A 15,840-nucleotide genomic window follows, 5' to 3' on the forward strand; every position below is an offset into this window, starting at 1 on the left:
GACGCAGCCGCCCGGGCAGGCCATAATTTCAACGAAATGCCACGGGGCTTCGCCGGAGCGAATCTTTTCCATGATGACCTTTGCGTTCGCGAGACCGGATGCAACCGCAACCTTGACTTCGAGGTCGCCCACCTGATAGGTGGCTTCCTTGATACCGTCGGTGCCGCGGACTTCCTGGAACTTGACATCGCCGAGCGGTTTGCCGCCAACCCATTCTGCCGCGGTGCGCAGCGCCGCTTCCATAACGCCGCCGGTCGCGCCGAAGATGACCGCCGCGCCGGTCGATTCGCCCAGCGGGCTGTCAAACTGCTCATCCGGCAGATCATTGAACTGAATGCCCGCACGATTGATCATCCGCGCAAGTTCGCGGGTGGTCAGGGAAACGTCCACATCGGGCACGCCCGCGGCGTCCTCGTCCGGACGTTTGACCTCGGACTTTTTCGCGGTGCAGGGCATGATACCCACTACATAGATATCCTTCGGGTCCCAACCCATCTTTTTCGCGTACCAGGTCTTGACCGTGGCGCCGAACATCTGCTGCGGCGATTTGCAGGTCGACAGGTGCGCCAGCTGGTCGGGGAAGTAGTGCTCGCAGTAGTTGACCCAGCCCGGCGAGCAGGAGGTGATCATCGGCAGCACGCCGCCGCCCGTCACGCGCTCAACAAACTCATGGGCTTCTTCGACGATGGTCATGTCGGCCGCGAGGTCGGTGTCGAACACCTTCTCGAATCCGAGTCGGCGCAGGGCTGCGACCATCTTGCCTTCAACATTGGTGCCAACCGGATTGCCGAACGCTTCGCCCAGAGTGGCGCGGATCGAAGGCGCGGTCTGCACAATGACATGTTTTTGGGGATCGCCCAGCGCATCCCAGACCTCCTGGGTCTGATCCTTCTCCGCGATGGCGCCGGTCGGGCAGACGACGATACACTGTCCGCAGGAAACGCAGGCCACCTCATCGAGGTTCTGCTCGAACGCGCAGCCGATATGGGTGTTGAAACCGCGCTCGTTCGGGCCGATGACCCCGATGCCCTGCCATTTGGCGCAGGCAGCCACGCAGCGGCGGCAGAGAATGCATTTGTTGTCATCGCGGAACATATGCACCGCGGAATCGTCCACCGGATAGGTGGGGTTGATGCCGGCGTATTTATCCTGGTCGTCAACCTTGAAGTCGTGGCAGAGCTTCTGCAGTTCGCAGTTGTCCGCGCGCACGCAGGTCAGGCACTCCTTCTTGTGGGTCGAGAGGATCAGCTCCAGGGTGGTTTTGCGGGCTTCAAACACCTTCTGGGAGTTGGTGGTGATCTCCATGCCCTCCGAAACCGGGTACACGCAGGCGGTCACAAGGGTCCTTGCGCCCTTGACTTCGACAACGCAGATCCGGCAGGCACCGATCTCGTTGATCTCCTTGAGGTAGCACAGGGTGGGAATCTGAATGCCGGCACTTCTTGCGGCTTCGAGAATTGTACTATTCTTCGGCACGGACAAGGGCATACCGTTAATTTTGATATTTACCATTTCCATCTTTAGGTACACTCCTTTCTTATTTCTTCACAATCGCGCCGAATTTACATTTCTCAATGCAGGCGCCGCATTTGATGCACTTCTGCTGGTCGATGACGTGCGCTTCCTTGACCTTGCCGGAAATCGCGCCCACCGGGCACTGGCGCGCGCAGAGCGTGCAGCCTTTGCACTTATCCGCGTCGATCGAGTAGCTCAGCAGATGTTTGCACACATGCGCGGGGCAGACTTTGTCCACGACATGCGCTTCGTATTCGTCGCGGAAATAGCGCAGGGTGGAAAGCACCGGGTTCGGAGCGGTCTGGCCGAGTCCGCACAGGGCGTTTTCCTTGATGTAGTAGCAGAGTTTTTCCATCTTGTCGAGATCCTCCAGGGTACCCTGTCCCTTGGTGATCTTATCAAGCATCTCATAAAGGCGCTTGGTGCCGATGCGGCACGGCGCGCACTTGCCGCAGCTCTCGTCGACGGTGAACTCGAGGAAAAACTTGGCGATATCGACCATACAGTTGTCCTCGTCCATGACGATGAGTCCGCCCGAACCCATCATTGAACCGATGGCGATCAGGTTGTCATAGTCGATCTCAACGTCCATCTTGGAGGCCGGGATACATCCGCCGGAAGGCCCGCCGGTCTGCGCCGCTTTGAACTTTTTGCCATTGGGAATGCCGCCGCCGATTTCCTCGATGATCTCCCGCAGGGTGGTGCCCATCGGGATTTCAACAAGACCGGTGTTGTGAATCTTTCCGCCGAGCGCGAAAACCTTGGTGCCCTTCGATTTTTCAGTACCCATCGAGGCGAACCAATCGGCGCCCTTCAGGATGATCTGCGGGATGTTCGCGTAGGTCTCAACGTTGTTGAGGACCGACGGTTTCGCGAACAGGCCCTTGACCGCCGGGAACGGCGGACGCGGACGCGGTTCGCCGCGGTGGCCCTCGATCGAGGTCATCAGCGCGGTTTCCTCGCCGCAGACGAACGCACCCGCGCCAAGGCGGATGTCGATGTCGAAATCAAATCCGGAGTCGAAGATGTTTTTGCCGAGCAGTCCCATCTCGCGCGACTGGCCGATGGCGATTTCCAGCCGCTTGACCGCGATCGGATACTCCGCGCGGACATATATGTAACCCTGGTTTGCGCCGATCGCGTAACCGGCAATCGTCATCGCCTCAAGCAGCGCGTGCGGGTCGCCTTCGAGCACCGAACGGTCCATGAACGCGCCCGGGTCGCCTTCGTCGGCATTGCAGCAGACATATTTCTGGTCGTTGACCGAAGCCTTTGCGAACGCCCATTTGCGTCCAGTCGGGAAGCCCGCGCCGCCGCGGCCGCGCAGCCCGGATTTGGTGATGACGTCGATGACGTCGTCCGGGGTCATCTCAGTGAGCACTTTGCCCAGCGCCTGATAGCCGTCATATGCGATGTATTCGTTGATGTCCTCGGGGTCGATCACGCCGCAGTTTCTGAGCGCGACGCGTTTCTGCTTTTTATAAAAGTCGGTGTCACTCAGCGACTTGATGGTGTCCTCCTGGACGGTCTCGGTGTAGAGCAGACGCTTGACGATACGTCCTTTGAGCAGGTGCTCCTCGACGATCTCGCGCACGTCCTCCGCGTTGACCCGGGAATAGAACGAGCCCTCCGGATAGACGATGACGACCGGGCCGAGCGCGCACAGGCCGAAGCAGCCGGTTTTGACAACCTTGACTTCGTTTTCAAGGCCTTTTTCTTTCAGTTCGTCCTCAAAGGCACGGATGACCTTTGCGGAGCCGGAGGAAGTGCAACCTGTACCTCCGCAAACCAGAACATGGGAACGATACATGATGTGTCTCCTCCTTCATTTATGCTTTCTGCGCGACAGCGCCGATGGTGTATTCGGTCATGACGTTGCCGTTTACCAGATGGTTCGCAACCACCTGCGCAGCTTTTTCCGCAGTCATTTTTACATAGGTGACCTTTTCCTTGCCGGGTTCCATGATCTCCACAACCGGCTCATACTGACAGATGCCGATACAGCCGGTCTGTGCGATGGTGACGTTCTGGAGATTGCGTTTGGCGACCTCCTCGGTGAACGCCTGCAGCACAGGGCGCGCGCCCGCGGCGATTCCGCAGGTTGCCATGCCGACCACGACACGGGTGTTGCCTGTGTCATCCTCCCGGATGCCCATATTGCTTTTCACTTTGTCCCTGAGAGCTTGAAGCTCCGCTAAACTTTTCATAATCTGTTATCCTCCATCCACAAATACGCTTATTGCCTGGTTATCCATTCCCCTGGATTTCCGTCATGTTCTCCCGGATGAACGAACTGATGAATCCCACCACTTCCGGATTGGAAAGCGGCACGCCCGCGAGCACCTGCCGGAACTCCCGTGTATCCGCCGCAAATGCCTGTTCCCCGCGGCGGTAGGTATAGACGAAATCAATATCCGGATTGCACTGAACCAGCGAGCTGATTGTCCCCGCCATGTCCCCCAAGGGCATCCGGTCGATGTGGGTCAGCCCAAATGTGGCTGTTACCGTCGTCCCCACATTCACTTTGGAGTCGATTGCAAGCGTCCCGCCCGTCATCTCCGCCGCCATTTTGAGAAACGGCACGCCCAGCCCGACCTTTCTGGTCGTGCGGGTGGTAAAAAACGGGTCGATCACTTTATGTACCTGTTCGGCGCTCATCCCACAGCCGTTGTCCGCGATCGTGATGGTGAGAAGGTCTTTCCCTGGCTGTTCATCCACCGTGATTTCAATGAGATCCGCCTTTGCGCGCACCGAATTCTGCGCGATATCCAGCACATTCAGCGACAGTTCCTGCATCACGCTCAGGCGCCGTATTTCGCCAGGATCGAATCGATCTCATCAACCGTCAGCCGGCCATAGACCTCATCGTCGATCATCATGACCGGAGCAAGCCCGCATGCGCCGACACAGCGGCAGGCGTCCAAACTGAATTTTCCGTCCGGAGTGCATCCGCCGCTCGAAATCCCGAGCTTCTCTGAGAGCTTGTTGAAGATATCGCCCGCGCCCTTGACATAGCAGGCCGTTCCCAGGCAGACCGAAATCTTGTGCTCGCCCTTCGGGTTGAGGGTGAACTGCGCGTAGAATGTGGCCACGCCGTAGATCTCTTCCAGCGGAATGTCCATGCCTTCGGAAATCATCTTCTGCACTTCGATCGGCAGATAGCCATAGATCTCCTGCGCACCCTGCATCACCGGCATGAGCGCTCCCTTTTCTCCCCTGTGCTGTGCCATGAGCGCCTTGAGCTTCTCTTCCTGTTCCGGCGTCCCTTTGAAAGGTACGACCGTTTTGGTGTTCGCCATCTAGTCTTTACCTCCTTGAATAATTGGCGGTGCGCGCACCGGATATCATATAAAAACTCCTCCGGAAACCGCGGCCGGGAATTGGCCGAATCACAGGTGTCCGCGGGAACGACATCAGGATATCCATACAGGCAAACATTGCCTACGCGCACGCATCCAGCTTAATTGTTACAATTATAACAGATATTGATATGGCCGTCCAGATCTTTTACATGTTTTTCTGTTGGAAAAATACAAAATATTTGTGGTGTTTTTTCTTTATTCGGCGTTAATGCCAAAATATTTTTGAGCAGCCATGTATATTTTTTATTGCTCCGCAATCCAAAATGGCCGTGCGGCTCTGCCGCGGCCGTTTTGATTTTCATGCGCCGGCTTTTTCACCCGCTTTCCCACAAAATACATCGTGGGCGCGTGCAGATTATACAGCTTTTGAAAACCCGATTGGTGCCGTTTATCCATTGCACAAAATTAAACAAAATGTTATAATGCAGGGGTAAATATTTGTCGGAAAGGACAAACAGCCAGCCCCATGCAACATCTTGAAAGGAGTATCCTCTATGACAGTTCAGGATATCAAGGAAATTTTAAAGGCGGACGTCCTCTGTGAGGGCGACGGCCTCGGCGCCGAAGTGCACACCGCCTGCGGCAGCGATATGATGAGCGACGTACTGGCTTTTGTCAAGGACCAGAGCGTGCTGCTCACCGGGCTTGTGAATTCCCAGGTGGTGCGCACCGCCGAAATGATGGACATGGTCTGCATCGTCTTTGTGCGCGGAAAGCAGCCCGACCAGGCGATCATCGACCTCGCGCAGGAACGCGGTATCGCGGTGATGACCACCCCATACCGGATGTTCGCGGCCTGCGGGCTGCTTTACAGCAATGGATTGAGAGGCGGTTGTGAAAGCGATGTCTGAGGTAATCAAGCTCGAATACGACGTGCCCGGCGATGACTTCACCCGTGCGGGCGAGGCCTCCAGCGACGTCAAGGCGGTGCTCAAAAAGCTGGGCCTGCATTCGAACGTGGTGCGCAAGGTAGCCATTGCGATGTATGAAGGGGAAATCAACATGGTCATCCATGGCGGCGGCGGGCATATCACGGTGGAGATTTCCCCCGAATGCATCACCATGTCTCTGGTCGACCACGGCCCCGGCATCAAGGACATCAGCCTTGCCATGCAGGAAGGCTGGTCCACCGCGCCCGAAAGCGTGCGCAACCTTGGGTTCGGCGCAGGCATGGGGCTGCCCAATATGAAAAAATACAGCGATGAGATGGAGATACAAAGCGTAGTGGGAGAAGGCACCACCGTGGACATGAAGGTTCACGTGGCCTAGACCCCGGCGCCATCCCAACGCTCCTGTGAAGGAGATTGCGATGAACAAGGCAAATTTTTTCCATTCGGTGACGCTCGACCGTGACAAATGCCACGGCTGCATCAACTGTGTCAAACGCTGCCCGACCGAAGCGATCCGGGTGCGGGAAGGTAAGGCGCGCATCATCAAGGAGCGCTGCATCGACTGCGGCGAGTGCATCCGCGTCTGCCCGCACCACGCGAAACAGGCCATCTTTGACCCGCTTTCGGTCATGGATACCTATAAATACAAGGTGGCGCTCCCCGCGCCCGCCCTCTATGGGCAGTTCAACAACCTTGACGACATCGACATCATCCTCGGCGCTTTGCAGATGATGGGGTTCGACGAGGTGTTTGAGGTCGCGCGGGCGGCCGAGCTCGTTTCGGACGCAACCCGCAAATATATGGCCCGGCCCGATGTCAAGCGGCCGGTCATTTCCTCCGCCTGTCCGGCCGTCCTGCGGCTCATCCGGGTGCGCTTCCCGGAACTCATTGACAACGTCCTGCCGCTGCACGCGCCCATCGAGGTTGCCGCGCGGCTCGCGCGCAAAGCGGCGATGGAAAAGACCGGCTTCGCGCCGGAGGAGATCGGCGTCATCTTCATCAGCCCCTGCCCGGCCAAGGTGACGGCTGTCAAGATGCCGCTCGGAGCGGAAAAAAGCGCGGTCGACGCGGTGATCGCCATCCGCGAGGTCTACCCGAAGCTCATCTCGCTGATGAAAAACGTCCCGCAGACGGTCGATCTGACCCAGGCTGGCCGGATGGGCATCGGCTGGGGCAGCAGCGGGGGAGAGGCGGCAGCCGCTCTCAAGGAGCGGTATCTGGCCGCCGACGGGATCGAAAACGTCATCCGCGTCCTCGAGGATCTCGAGGACGAGAAGTTCTACGACCTCGATTTCGTCGAGCTCAACGCCTGTTCCGGCGGCTGCGTCGGCGGCGTGCTGACAGTCGAGAACCCGTATGTCGCCAAAGCCAAGCTCAAACGTATCCGCAAATACCGTCCGGTTTCCTGCAACCATCTGCCGGACGACGAAATCTCCCCTTATCAGTGGGACGCGCCGGTCGAATACGAGCCGGTGCTCGAGCTCGATGAGAACTTCAAGGTCGCGATGGAAAAGATGAACAAGATGCGCGAGATCGAAGGCCGGCTCTACGGCATGGACTGCGGCTCTTGCGGCGCGCCGTCCTGCAAGGCGCTGGCCGAGGATATCGTGCGCGGGTTTTCCACTGAGGAGGCCTGCATCTTCAAGCTGCGCGACGAAATGCGTGCCATGGCGGAGGGCCTCTCCCGGCTCTCGAAATTCATGCCGCGTCCCTCCGAGGCGGTGGATGACGAACAGAACGACAAATGAGGTGATCGGATGACGGTACAACAGGCGGCGCAGAAGCTGGGGCTTTCGGTCCTGTCCGGAGGCGAGGCGCTCGGACGGGAAATCGAATGCGTCTACTGCTGCGATTTATTGAGTTTTGTGATGGGACGCGCCCCGGCGGACAGCGCTTGGGTGACGGTGATGGGGAATGTCAACGCGATGGCTGTGGCGCTTTTGGCCGATGTGGCCTGTGTGGTGCTGGCCGAAGGCGCGCAGTTCGACGACGAAGCGAAACAGAAAGCCGAACAGAACGACATCGCGGTGCTTGCCTCACCGCGGCCGGTTTACGATACGGCAAGGGAGATCGACCGGGAGCTCCATCCGTGAAGCCGGTTTTCTACGATCTGCACATCCATTCCTGTCTGTCGCCCTGCGGCGACAACGACATGACCCCCAACAACATCCTGAACATGTCGCTTTTGAAGGAACTGGACCTGATCGCGCTGACCGACCACAACTCCTGCAAAAACTGCCCGGCGATCCTGAAGGCTGCCGAGGGCAGCGGCCTTCAGGTGCTGCCCGGCATGGAGCTGACCACAGCGGAGGAAATCCATGTGGTCTGTCTGTTTCCCACGCTCGAAAACGCCATGGCGTTCGATTCCTATGTGTACGAACGGCTCGCGGACATCGACAATGAGCCGTCCATTTTCGGCGACCAGTTCATCCTGGATGAAAACGATGCGGTCGCGGGCAGTGTAAAAAAGCTCCTGGTCAATGCGACCACGATCGAAATTTCCGACGTGCCCGCGCTGGTGCAGTCCTACGGCGGGCTTTGTTACCCGGCGCATGTCGACCGCAATTCCTACAGCGTGCTCTCGAACCTGGGTTTCATCCCGCCGGAATGCGGCTTTCGCACGCTTGAGGTTGCCAAGCCGGACATTTTTTTCGGGGACGGCGCACATGCCGATCTCAAGGAAGGGTATTATATTGTCACAAGCTCTGACGCGCATTATTTGGAGGATATCGCCGAACGCGAGCGCTGCATCCATCTGGAGACGGTTGACTTCGCGGGACTGGCGGCAAGGCTTTTATGAAAATACGTAAATTTGAAATCGTCCTCATCGCCGCACTGCTCGTTGCCTGCGCGGCGTGGGGATTTTATCTGTACCGGCCGCGCGGCGGCGACACGATCGCGGTGATTACAGCGGATTCCCAGGAAGTCCGGCGGATCGATCTCGCACACGCAAAGGATGAGGTTTTCACACTGAAAGGAAAGCCGGTCAGTTTTGAGGTGCTGGACGGGAAGATCCGTTTTGTGAACGTGACCTGCCCGGACCACATCTGTGAGAAGGCGGGCTGGTGCGAAAGCCCGGGCGACCGGGCGGTCTGCATGCCCAACCGGGTGACGCTCGTCTGTTACCCGCGCGACGAATTGAATTGATCGGCGAGCCGGTCCCGGACAAAAGTTTCGATCAAACCTTTTCAAAGGTTTGCCGGGGGCGCGGGGGACGGCGCCCCCCGCAGCCTGGCGCCGCGGCGCCCACTGCAAGCGAGAGAGGGGTTTGGGGGGCCGGGGCACGCGGCTCCCCATTCCCGATCCGGTTCCGATTGATACGAAACGTAAAAAGCGGCCGGACGGCATACGCCGTCCGTCCGCTGGTTTTTGCCTGTGGAATCGGAAAGGTCCGGGGGGATTTTTCTTGTAAATCCCCCCGGACCCCCAAATACGCTTACAGCAGGGCCGCGGGCCCAAACAGGATTCCGCGCTTTGCGAAGCGCGGCGCGGGGACGCCGTCCCCGCGACCCCCGCAACCTTTGAAAAGGTTGACGAAACATTTGATTTGGTTTACTTCTTTTTGGCGATCGCTTCTTTCGCCTTCGCGGCGATCTTCTCCGGCGTGAGGCCGTAGGCCTGCATCACCAGCGGCGCTTTGCCCGAACGGCCGAACTGATCCTCCACACCGTGCTTGACCACCGGAACCGGGCAGTTCTCCGAAAGGAATTCGCTCACCGCGCTGCCAAGCCCACCAATCACATTGTGCTCTTCACTCGTCACAATGCAGCCGGTCTCCCGGGCCGCCTTGAGCAGCATTTCGGTATCAAGGGGCTTTATCGTGTGCATGTCGATCACGCGCGCCGAAACGCCTTCCGCCTTGAGCAGGTCTGCGGCTTTGAGCGCCTCCTGCACCATCATGCCAATGGCGATAATCGTGACATCCGACCCATCCACCAGCTGTACGCCCTTGCCGATTTCAAAGTGATAGCCTGGGATTGTGTCGGTCACCGTTTCGACCGCCAGTCGCCCAAGGCGCATATAGACCGGCCCTTCATAGCTCATGAGCGCCTCCACAGCGGCGGTCATTTCGTTGCCGTCGCAGGGGCAGAGCACCGTCATACCAGGGATTACCCGCATCAGTGCGAAATCCTCGCAGCACTGGTGGGTAGCGCCGTCCTCACCGACCGAAAGGCCGCCGTGTGAACCGACCACCTTGACGTTCAGGCGCGGATAGCAGACCGAATTGCGCACCTGTTCCCAAGCGCGGCCAGCCGAAAACATCGCGAACGAGTTGACGAACGGGATCTTCCCGCAGGTCGCAAGGCCCGCGGCGATGCCGACCATATCCGCCTCGGCAATGCCGATATTAAAAAATTTATCCGGATATTCCTTGGCGAAGCCATTGGTCATGGTGGCGGCGGAAAGGTCCGCGTCAAGCACCACCAGGTTCGGGTTGAGCCCGCCGAATTTCACAAGCGCCTTTCCGTAGGCCGCGCGCGTTGCAATTACTTCTCCCATCGTTTAACCCTCCAGACCTTTCAAAAATGCTTCAAGTTCCGCCCGCCCCTGTTCATAGAGTTCCTTGCCGGGCGCTTTGCCGTGCCAGCCCGCGTTGTTCTCCATGTAGGAGACGCCCTTGCCCTTGACCGTCCTGGCAAGGATCATGGTCGGCTTGCCTTTTACAGTTTCGGCCTTGTCGAGCGCGCCGGAAATCTCCGCGTAATCGTGGCCGTCGATCTTCAGAACATTCCAGCCGAACGCCTCCCACTTCTTGTCGAGCGGCTCGGAAGGCATGACATCGGCAGTCGCGCCGTCAATCTGCAGGCCGTTCACATCGAGAAATACGCACAGGTTGTCCAGATGGTATTTCGCGGCGGCCATCCCGGCTTCCCAGATCTGGCCTTCTTCCGCCTCGCCGTCGCCCACGGCAGCATACACCCGGTAGGATTTCCCGTCAATCTTTCCGGCCAACGCCATGCCGACCGCCGCGGAAAGGCCCTGTCCCAGCGAGCCGGTGGACATATCCACCCCTTTGACATGCACCATATCCGGATGGCCGGACATATGCCCTTCGATCGAACGGAAGAGCTTCAGATCCTCCGCCGGGAAGTAGCCGCGCAGCGCGAGCGTGGGATAAAGCGCGGGCGTGCAATGCCCTTTGGAGAGCACAAAGCGGTCCCGCTCCGGGTCTCTGGGGTTTTGGGGGTCAATATGCATTTTTTCAAAATAAAGCACCGTCAGAATATCCGCAACCGACAAAGATCCTCCTATGTGCCCGGAAGCAGCGGTATAAACCGCATCCAATGCAGCAAGGCGGATCTTCGTAGCGATAATCTCCAGTTCTTTTGCGCGTTTTTGATCCATAGTGTTCTTCCTTTCCCCTTTCAAACTTCCGTAAACTGGCCGCCGCCTTCCGGCGCCCGTCCCAAATTGCCGTTCTTATCATAATACACATCCCCAAAATAATCAAGAAGGTTCCCATACCGAAAAAACTTCATTCCGGGAATGATTTTCACAAAGATCATTGACTTTTCATGCCAGTCCTGATATAATAATGATCCGTAACTGGGTGTTCCAGTTCTGATAAGGAAGCGTATCGAAGTGGTCATAACGGCCTCGACTCGAAATCGAGTAATCCTGTAAAAGGGACCGTGGGTTCGAATCCCACCGCTTCCGCCAGCAAAGCCTCCGCACAAAAAACTGTGCGGAGGCTTTTTCTCGTTCCGCCTTGGGAAAGGATTCCCCCATTCCTGCATACACTGTGGTATCCGCGCTTTTCCCGGCGCGGATCGAAAAATATCCCCAAGCGTCGCGGAGCCTGCGCGGATTTAGCCGGGTCCTGCCGCATTTTGACAATTTGGGGAAGGAGGAGGGATATCCATGTATGAAGGCGTGGACACCAGTTCCAACAATAACGGCGGAACCGGCTTGGTCAACTTCGACGCCGTCAGAATCTCCGGGCGCGCGTTCGCCATGGTGCGGGTTGGCTACGGCCTGCGCAGTACCAGTGGCTTTTCGGGTTATATCAGCAAATCTTTTGTGCAGCAGCTCAAAAACGCGCAGGCGGCCGGACTTGATACCGGCGTTTACTGGTACAGCCGCGCGGTAAATGAAGAACAGGCGCGTATCGAGGCAGACGCCTGCCTCAAAGCCATCGCACCATACCAGCTCACCTATCCGGTGGCGTTTGACCAGGAATATGACGGCCAGATCATGGCGCTGACCCGTCAGAAGCGCACCAACATCTGCATCGCATTTCTGGAGGAGGTACGCCGTCAGGGCTACTACCCCATGATGTACGCCTCCAAGGACTGGTATGAAAACTGGATCTATGACAGCCAGCTTCAGAAATACGACCACTGGGTGGCGCAATATGCCGACCGGCTCACCTATCAGGGCGAGACTTCCATCTGGCAGTACAGCGGTTCCGGTTCGATCCCCGGTGTGACCGGCGCGATCGACCTGGATGTGAGCTATAAAGATTACCCCACGATCATCCGGGAAGGCGGTTACAACCATCTCACTCCCGTGGGCACTGACTATAAAGCGCTCTACGAAGCGGAACGCGCGCGCAACCGCGCGCTCATCAGCGGGATGCAGTCACTTATCGACCAGTATCAGGGCTGAAGGAATACAAACGCGGCTTTCGCCTTTTGACGAAAGCCGCGTTTTCTTTTTATGGGGTTCGGGCCAGATAACGGTCACAGAGCCAACGGGCAAAAAAGGCGCTCGCCACCCCCAAAAGAATCCCCGCCGTTATATCGGTGACAAAATGCACCGAAAGATAGACCCGTGAAAACGCGATCAGGCCCGCAAGCGGGTACGCCCACCAGCCGTTTCTGTGGTTCATAAAAAAAAGAGAGGTCGCGCCCGCAAAAGAGGAGGCCGAATGCCCAGAGGGAAACGAAAAACCCGCGGGTTCGGGGATCAGCAGCTGAAAGCCCTCAAGATGGGTAAACGGCCGCGCACGGGCCACCAGATTTTTTAGGAACACCTCGCCGGTGAGATAGCCGGTCAGCAGAGCGATCCCGCAGACCATCCCCCAGCGGCGGGTCCTTTTAAACAGCAGCAAGCAGACGGTAAAAAGAATCCAGATAAAGCCGTTGTCGCCGAGCGTAGTGACAAACGGCAGCACCGCATCCAGAAGCGCCGTGTGCAGATGTGTGTTGATCCAGCCTGTAACGGCCAGATCCGCCTGTAAAAGCCACTCCATCGGTTCTCCTCCTTTCTGTGGAACATTCTAGCACGAAACTTGGAAATTTTGCAACAAACCATGTCGGAAATGTGCTATAATAAGCGCGGGCAATTGGCTTTCTGCCAATTGCCGCCCGCACTAGGCGGGCCCAGTGCAGCTTTGCTGCGCGCCGCGCTTATTGCATCACAGCGGATCCCGGCACAAGCTGGGATCACGCCGCAAAGCGGCGCACAAGCCTGAAAGGCTTGCCGCTGTGCTATAATAAACGCGGATTTGCCGCCAAAGGCGGTATGCGCTTATTTTTGTGGGCTGTATTTATTTTCGTCTGAGGAGGGCTTATCATATGTCTATTTCCCGGGAAAATATCCTGAAGCTGCAAAATGGCAGCGATGTGCGCGGCGTTGCCGTCGGCGGCGTCGAAGGACAGCCGGTCACGTTGACCGGAGAGGCCGCGAACCGGATTGCGGCGGCGTTCGCACGCTGGCTTTCTGAAAAATCCGGCAAACCCATTCATGAGCTGAAAATCGGCGTTGGACACGATTCCCGTATTTCCGCGCCCGCGCTGGGGCGCGAGGTGCTCGCGGGATTGCTCGCGCAAGGCGTCGGGGCCTATGACTGCGGGCTCGCTTCCACGCCTTCGATGTTCATGTCAATCGTATTTCCAGAGACCGCCTTTGATGGCTCCATTATGATCACCGCGTCCCACCTGCCGTATAACCGGAACGGCCTTAAATTTTTCACCCCGGACGGCGGGCTTGAAAAGGCCGATATCACCGCATTGCTCGAAACCGCGGCGCTGCTTTCGGCTCAGGATGCGGATCTTTCCGCCGCAGGCAAGGCCGACCTCATTCCGCTTTATGCCAAAAGCCTCTGCGAAAAAATCCGCCTCGGCGTGAATGCGCAGGACTATGACCACCCGCTCGCCGGGCTCAAAATCGTGGTCGACGCTGGCAACGGAGCGGGCGGGTTCTTTGTTGAGCAGGTCCTGGCTCCGCTCGGCGCGGACACCACCGGCAGCCAGTTTTTGGAGCCGGACGGCATGTTCCCCAACCACATCCCAAATCCGGAAAACAAAGCGGCAATGGACGCCATACGCCACGCGACCGTGTCGAATCATGCCGATTTGGGGATTATTTTTGATACTGACGTCGACCGGATGTCCGCTGTGCTGCACGACGGCACCGAGGTCTGCCGCGATGCGATTATTGCGATGATGGCCGCCATTCTTGCAAAGGACTACCCCGGCTCGACCATTGTGACCGACTCGGTCACCTCCGACAAGCTCACCGATTTTCTTGAAAATACGCTGCGCCTTCGGCATCACCGCTTCAAACGTGGCTACAAAAATGTCATCAACGAGTCCAAACGCCTCAATGACGCAGGCACCGTTTCGCCGCTCGCCATTGAAACCTCCGGCCACGGCGCTCTTTCCGAAAATTATTTTCTCGACGATGGCGCCTATCTGGCGGTCAAGCTGCTGATCGCCGCCGCAAACGCCCGCAAGCAGGGAAAGCAGGTGGATTCGCTTATCGAGAAGCTCCCCCGGCAGTTCGAATGCCGCGAATACCGCATGAACCTTCTGGGCGAAAACTTCAAAGCCTACGGGCAGGAGGTCCTCAAGGTATTTGAGGGCCGTGCGAAGGCCGCCGGCTACACGGTCGCGCCGAATTCCTACGAGGGGGTCCGGCTTTCGTTCACCGGGACCGAAACGCAGGGCTGGATGCTGCTGCGGCTTTCGCTGCACGACCCGCTCATGCCGCTCAACCTCGAGGGCAACCGTCCCGGCGACTGCGACCGGATCGTCACCATCGCAAAGGAGCTGCTCACTGGGTTTGACCGGCTCGACCTTTCCCCACTCGCAAAATAAAAGGTGTTACATAAACGAAAGCAGGCGCCCCGAACGGGGCGCCTGCTTTCGTTTACAATGCCGCGAGAGAGGATGGGTTATAAGAACCCTATGGACAGCAGCACATCGATGAATCCAAACAGGGTGATGGCTGCAAAGCAGTTGGAAAACAGGACCACCCTGGAGGTGAGCCCCGCATCTCCGCCCATTGAAGCGGAGAGCGTGTAGGTGACCGGGGCCGTCGGAGTCCCAAAAAAGACCAGCAGCGAAAGCAGCGGAAGCCCCTGGAAGCCCAGCAGGACGGCAAGCGGCAGGAAACAGAGCGGCAGCAGCAGGAGCTTTACCACACAGGCAAACGCTACCTGCCACCGGTCGTTCGAGAGGCTCGAGAACCGAAAGCCCCCGCCCAGCGCCAAAAGACAGATTGGCACCGCCGCGCCCCCAAGGGTCGTCATGGCGGACAGCAGCACCTTTGGAAGGGGCAGGCGAACCGCGTTCGCAAAGATCGCCAGGAGGCTCGCGAGCAGCAACGGATTCTTCGCAAGCTGCAGGAAGAGTTCCCGCAGCCGGTATTTCCGATCCTGGAAAATCTGCAATGCGAGGACCGAAGTGATGTGGTTTATGGGGATGGCCAGCGCTGCCAGCACCCCCATCACGGCATAGTCCATGCCGGGGTAGAGGTTGGCGGCCAACCCCATGCCGATGATCAGGAAGCTGTTGTGGGTGCAGCCCTGCACGATCACCCCGCGTTTGGCGGGCGTTTTCTCAAAGCGCGGCACCACCAGCATCAGGAACAGGTATGCGGCTATAAACCCAAGCCCGGCAAAGAGCAGCAGCTTGCCATAGCCCGCCTCCTGCGCGGCGCCCGTGTAAATGTTCGTGAAGATCATACAGGGGAGCAGGGCGTTGAAAGCCGTACCGTTCAGGGCCGCGCAGCAGCCGTCGTCCAGGATGCGGCCGGCGCGCAAAAGCACACCCAGCTCCACCATTAGGCAGATGGGCAATACGACGTTCAGCGTCGTGAAGAAGGAGGACATCTCATCAGCTCCT

General features: G+C 58.1%; 17 protein-coding genes and 1 tRNA gene. 9 read left to right on the forward strand and 9 right to left on the reverse strand.

Features of this window, described 5'->3' with window-relative positions; all coding sequences use genetic code 11:
• The 5 genes from DWV16_RS07580 to DWV16_RS07600 form a co-directional block, all read right to left on the reverse strand.
• The coding region (locus DWV16_RS07580) for an NADH-dependent [FeFe] hydrogenase, group A6 (protein ID WP_243007289.1) at positions 1-1,518 on the reverse strand (1,518 nt) is incomplete at its 3' end.
• Between the two features lie 19 nt (positions 1,519-1,537).
• On the reverse strand, positions 1,538-3,325 hold the full coding sequence (gene nuoF, locus DWV16_RS07585; protein ID WP_066455961.1) for an NADH-quinone oxidoreductase subunit NuoF: 1,788 nt from the start codon (positions 3,323-3,325) through the stop codon (positions 1,538-1,540).
• A 19-nt stretch (positions 3,326-3,344) separates the two neighbouring features.
• Complete coding sequence (locus DWV16_RS07590; RefSeq protein WP_066455959.1) at positions 3,345-3,722, reverse strand: ferredoxin; 378 nt, start codon at positions 3,720-3,722, stop codon at positions 3,345-3,347.
• Positions 3,723-3,762: 40 nt separating this feature from the next.
• On the reverse strand, positions 3,763-4,314 hold the full coding sequence (locus DWV16_RS07595; RefSeq protein ID WP_066455957.1) for an ATP-binding protein: 552 nt from the start codon (positions 4,312-4,314) through the stop codon (positions 3,763-3,765).
• A 2-nt stretch (positions 4,315-4,316) separates the two neighbouring features.
• The gene (locus DWV16_RS07600; protein ID WP_066455956.1) at positions 4,317-4,814 is read right to left on the reverse strand and encodes an NAD(P)H-dependent oxidoreductase subunit E; all 498 of its coding nucleotides are present in this window, start codon (positions 4,812-4,814) and stop codon (positions 4,317-4,319) included.
• Positions 4,815-5,371: 557 nt separating this feature from the next.
• Here DWV16_RS07600 and DWV16_RS07610 point away from each other — a divergent pair.
• Genes DWV16_RS07610 through DWV16_RS07635 form a run of 6 tightly spaced genes read left to right on the forward strand, consistent with a single transcriptional unit; the run spans position 5,372 to position 8,914 of the window.
• A complete protein-coding gene (locus DWV16_RS07610; protein WP_066455951.1) occupies positions 5,372-5,728 on the forward strand; it encodes a DRTGG domain-containing protein in 357 nt (118 codons plus the stop codon).
• The gene (locus DWV16_RS07615; RefSeq protein WP_066455949.1) at positions 5,721-6,146 is read left to right on the forward strand and encodes an ATP-binding protein; all 426 of its coding nucleotides are present in this window, start codon (positions 5,721-5,723) and stop codon (positions 6,144-6,146) included. The genes DWV16_RS07610 and DWV16_RS07615 overlap by 8 nt, the downstream gene beginning before the upstream one ends.
• 40 nt (positions 6,147-6,186) lie before the next feature.
• Positions 6,187-7,515, forward strand: a complete 1,329-nt coding sequence (locus DWV16_RS07620) for a [Fe-Fe] hydrogenase large subunit C-terminal domain-containing protein (RefSeq protein ID WP_066455948.1) — start codon at positions 6,187-6,189, stop codon at positions 7,513-7,515.
• Between the two features lie 9 nt (positions 7,516-7,524).
• Entirely contained in the window at positions 7,525-7,860 is a 336-nt protein-coding gene (locus tag DWV16_RS07625; RefSeq protein ID WP_066455945.1) for a DRTGG domain-containing protein, read from the forward strand.
• Positions 7,857-8,567: a PHP domain-containing protein gene (locus DWV16_RS07630; RefSeq protein ID WP_066455943.1), complete on the forward strand. Its 711-nt coding sequence runs from the start codon at positions 7,857-7,859 to the stop codon at positions 8,565-8,567. Before DWV16_RS07625 ends, DWV16_RS07630 begins: the two co-directional genes overlap by 4 nt.
• Positions 8,564-8,914, forward strand: a complete 351-nt coding sequence (locus DWV16_RS07635; protein ID WP_066455940.1) for a NusG domain II-containing protein — start codon at positions 8,564-8,566, stop codon at positions 8,912-8,914. The genes DWV16_RS07630 and DWV16_RS07635 overlap by 4 nt, the downstream gene beginning before the upstream one ends.
• Before the next feature lie 405 nt (positions 8,915-9,319).
• On the opposite strand, the gene DWV16_RS07640 is transcribed toward DWV16_RS07635, so the two are convergent.
• Complete coding sequence (locus DWV16_RS07640; protein ID WP_066455937.1) at positions 9,320-10,267, reverse strand: transketolase family protein; 948 nt, start codon at positions 10,265-10,267, stop codon at positions 9,320-9,322.
• Positions 10,268-10,270: 3 nt separating this feature from the next.
• On the reverse strand, positions 10,271-11,113 hold the full coding sequence (locus DWV16_RS07645; RefSeq protein WP_118478543.1) for a transketolase: 843 nt from the start codon (positions 11,111-11,113) through the stop codon (positions 10,271-10,273).
• 223 nt (positions 11,114-11,336) lie between these two features.
• Between DWV16_RS07645 and DWV16_RS07650 the strand changes: the two genes are divergently transcribed.
• Both DWV16_RS07650 and DWV16_RS07655 read left to right on the forward strand, forming a co-directional pair.
• Positions 11,337-11,428 (forward strand) — tRNA-Ser (locus DWV16_RS07650).
• Between the two features lie 201 nt (positions 11,429-11,629).
• Positions 11,630-12,376, forward strand: a complete 747-nt coding sequence (locus DWV16_RS07655) for a glycoside hydrolase family 25 protein (RefSeq protein WP_066455932.1) — start codon at positions 11,630-11,632, stop codon at positions 12,374-12,376.
• A 49-nt stretch (positions 12,377-12,425) separates the two neighbouring features.
• On the opposite strand, the gene DWV16_RS07660 is transcribed toward DWV16_RS07655, so the two are convergent.
• Positions 12,426-12,962 (reverse strand): phosphatase PAP2 family protein, encoded by a 537-nt coding sequence (locus DWV16_RS07660; RefSeq protein ID WP_066455927.1) that lies wholly within the window; start codon positions 12,960-12,962, stop codon positions 12,426-12,428.
• A 325-nt stretch (positions 12,963-13,287) separates the two neighbouring features.
• On the opposite strand from DWV16_RS07660, the gene DWV16_RS07665 reads away from it, so the two are divergent.
• A complete protein-coding gene (locus DWV16_RS07665; protein WP_118478545.1) occupies positions 13,288-14,811 on the forward strand; it encodes a phosphomannomutase/phosphoglucomutase in 1,524 nt (507 codons plus the stop codon).
• Between the two features lie 77 nt (positions 14,812-14,888).
• Here the strand turns inward: DWV16_RS07665 and DWV16_RS07670 are convergent, their stop codons facing one another.
• Complete coding sequence (locus DWV16_RS07670) at positions 14,889-15,827, reverse strand: AEC family transporter (RefSeq protein WP_118478547.1); 939 nt, start codon at positions 15,825-15,827, stop codon at positions 14,889-14,891.
• Between the last annotated feature and the right edge of the window lie 13 nt (positions 15,828-15,840).

The sequence above is a fragment of the Anaerotruncus sp. AF02-27 genome, assembly GCF_003465835.1.
Lineage (GTDB): Bacteria > Bacillota > Clostridia > Oscillospirales > Ruminococcaceae > Anaerotruncus > Anaerotruncus rubiinfantis.

Bases quoted from the DNA above. Each gene is read 5' to 3' on its own strand.
- DWV16_RS07670 (WP_118478547.1), bottom strand. From the start codon at position 15,827: ATGTCCTCCTTCTTCACGACGCTGAACGTCGTATTGCCCATCTGCCTA.
- DWV16_RS07635 (WP_066455940.1), top strand. From the start codon at position 8,564: ATGAAAATACGTAAATTTGAAATCGTCCTCATCGCCGCACTGCTCGTT.
- DWV16_RS07615 (WP_066455949.1), top strand. From the start codon at position 5,721: ATGTCTGAGGTAATCAAGCTCGAATACGACGTGCCCGGCGATGACTTC.
- DWV16_RS07620 (WP_066455948.1), top strand. From the start codon at position 6,187: ATGAACAAGGCAAATTTTTTCCATTCGGTGACGCTCGACCGTGACAAA.
- DWV16_RS07655 (WP_066455932.1), top strand. From the start codon at position 11,630: ATGTATGAAGGCGTGGACACCAGTTCCAACAATAACGGCGGAACCGGC.
- DWV16_RS07645 (WP_118478543.1), bottom strand. From the start codon at position 11,113: ATGGATCAAAAACGCGCAAAAGAACTGGAGATTATCGCTACGAAGATC.
- DWV16_RS07640 (WP_066455937.1), bottom strand. From the start codon at position 10,267: ATGGGAGAAGTAATTGCAACGCGCGCGGCCTACGGAAAGGCGCTTGTG.
- DWV16_RS07590 (WP_066455959.1), bottom strand. From the start codon at position 3,722: ATGAAAAGTTTAGCGGAGCTTCAAGCTCTCAGGGACAAAGTGAAAAGC.
- DWV16_RS07660 (WP_066455927.1), bottom strand. From the start codon at position 12,962: ATGGAGTGGCTTTTACAGGCGGATCTGGCCGTTACAGGCTGGATCAAC.
- DWV16_RS07665 (WP_118478545.1), top strand. From the start codon at position 13,288: ATGTCTATTTCCCGGGAAAATATCCTGAAGCTGCAAAATGGCAGCGAT.
- DWV16_RS07625 (WP_066455945.1), top strand. From the start codon at position 7,525: ATGACGGTACAACAGGCGGCGCAGAAGCTGGGGCTTTCGGTCCTGTCC.
- DWV16_RS07600 (WP_066455956.1), bottom strand. From the start codon at position 4,814: ATGGCGAACACCAAAACGGTCGTACCTTTCAAAGGGACGCCGGAACAG.
- DWV16_RS07610 (WP_066455951.1), top strand. From the start codon at position 5,372: ATGACAGTTCAGGATATCAAGGAAATTTTAAAGGCGGACGTCCTCTGT.
- nuoF (WP_066455961.1), bottom strand. From the start codon at position 3,325: ATGTATCGTTCCCATGTTCTGGTTTGCGGAGGTACAGGTTGCACTTCC.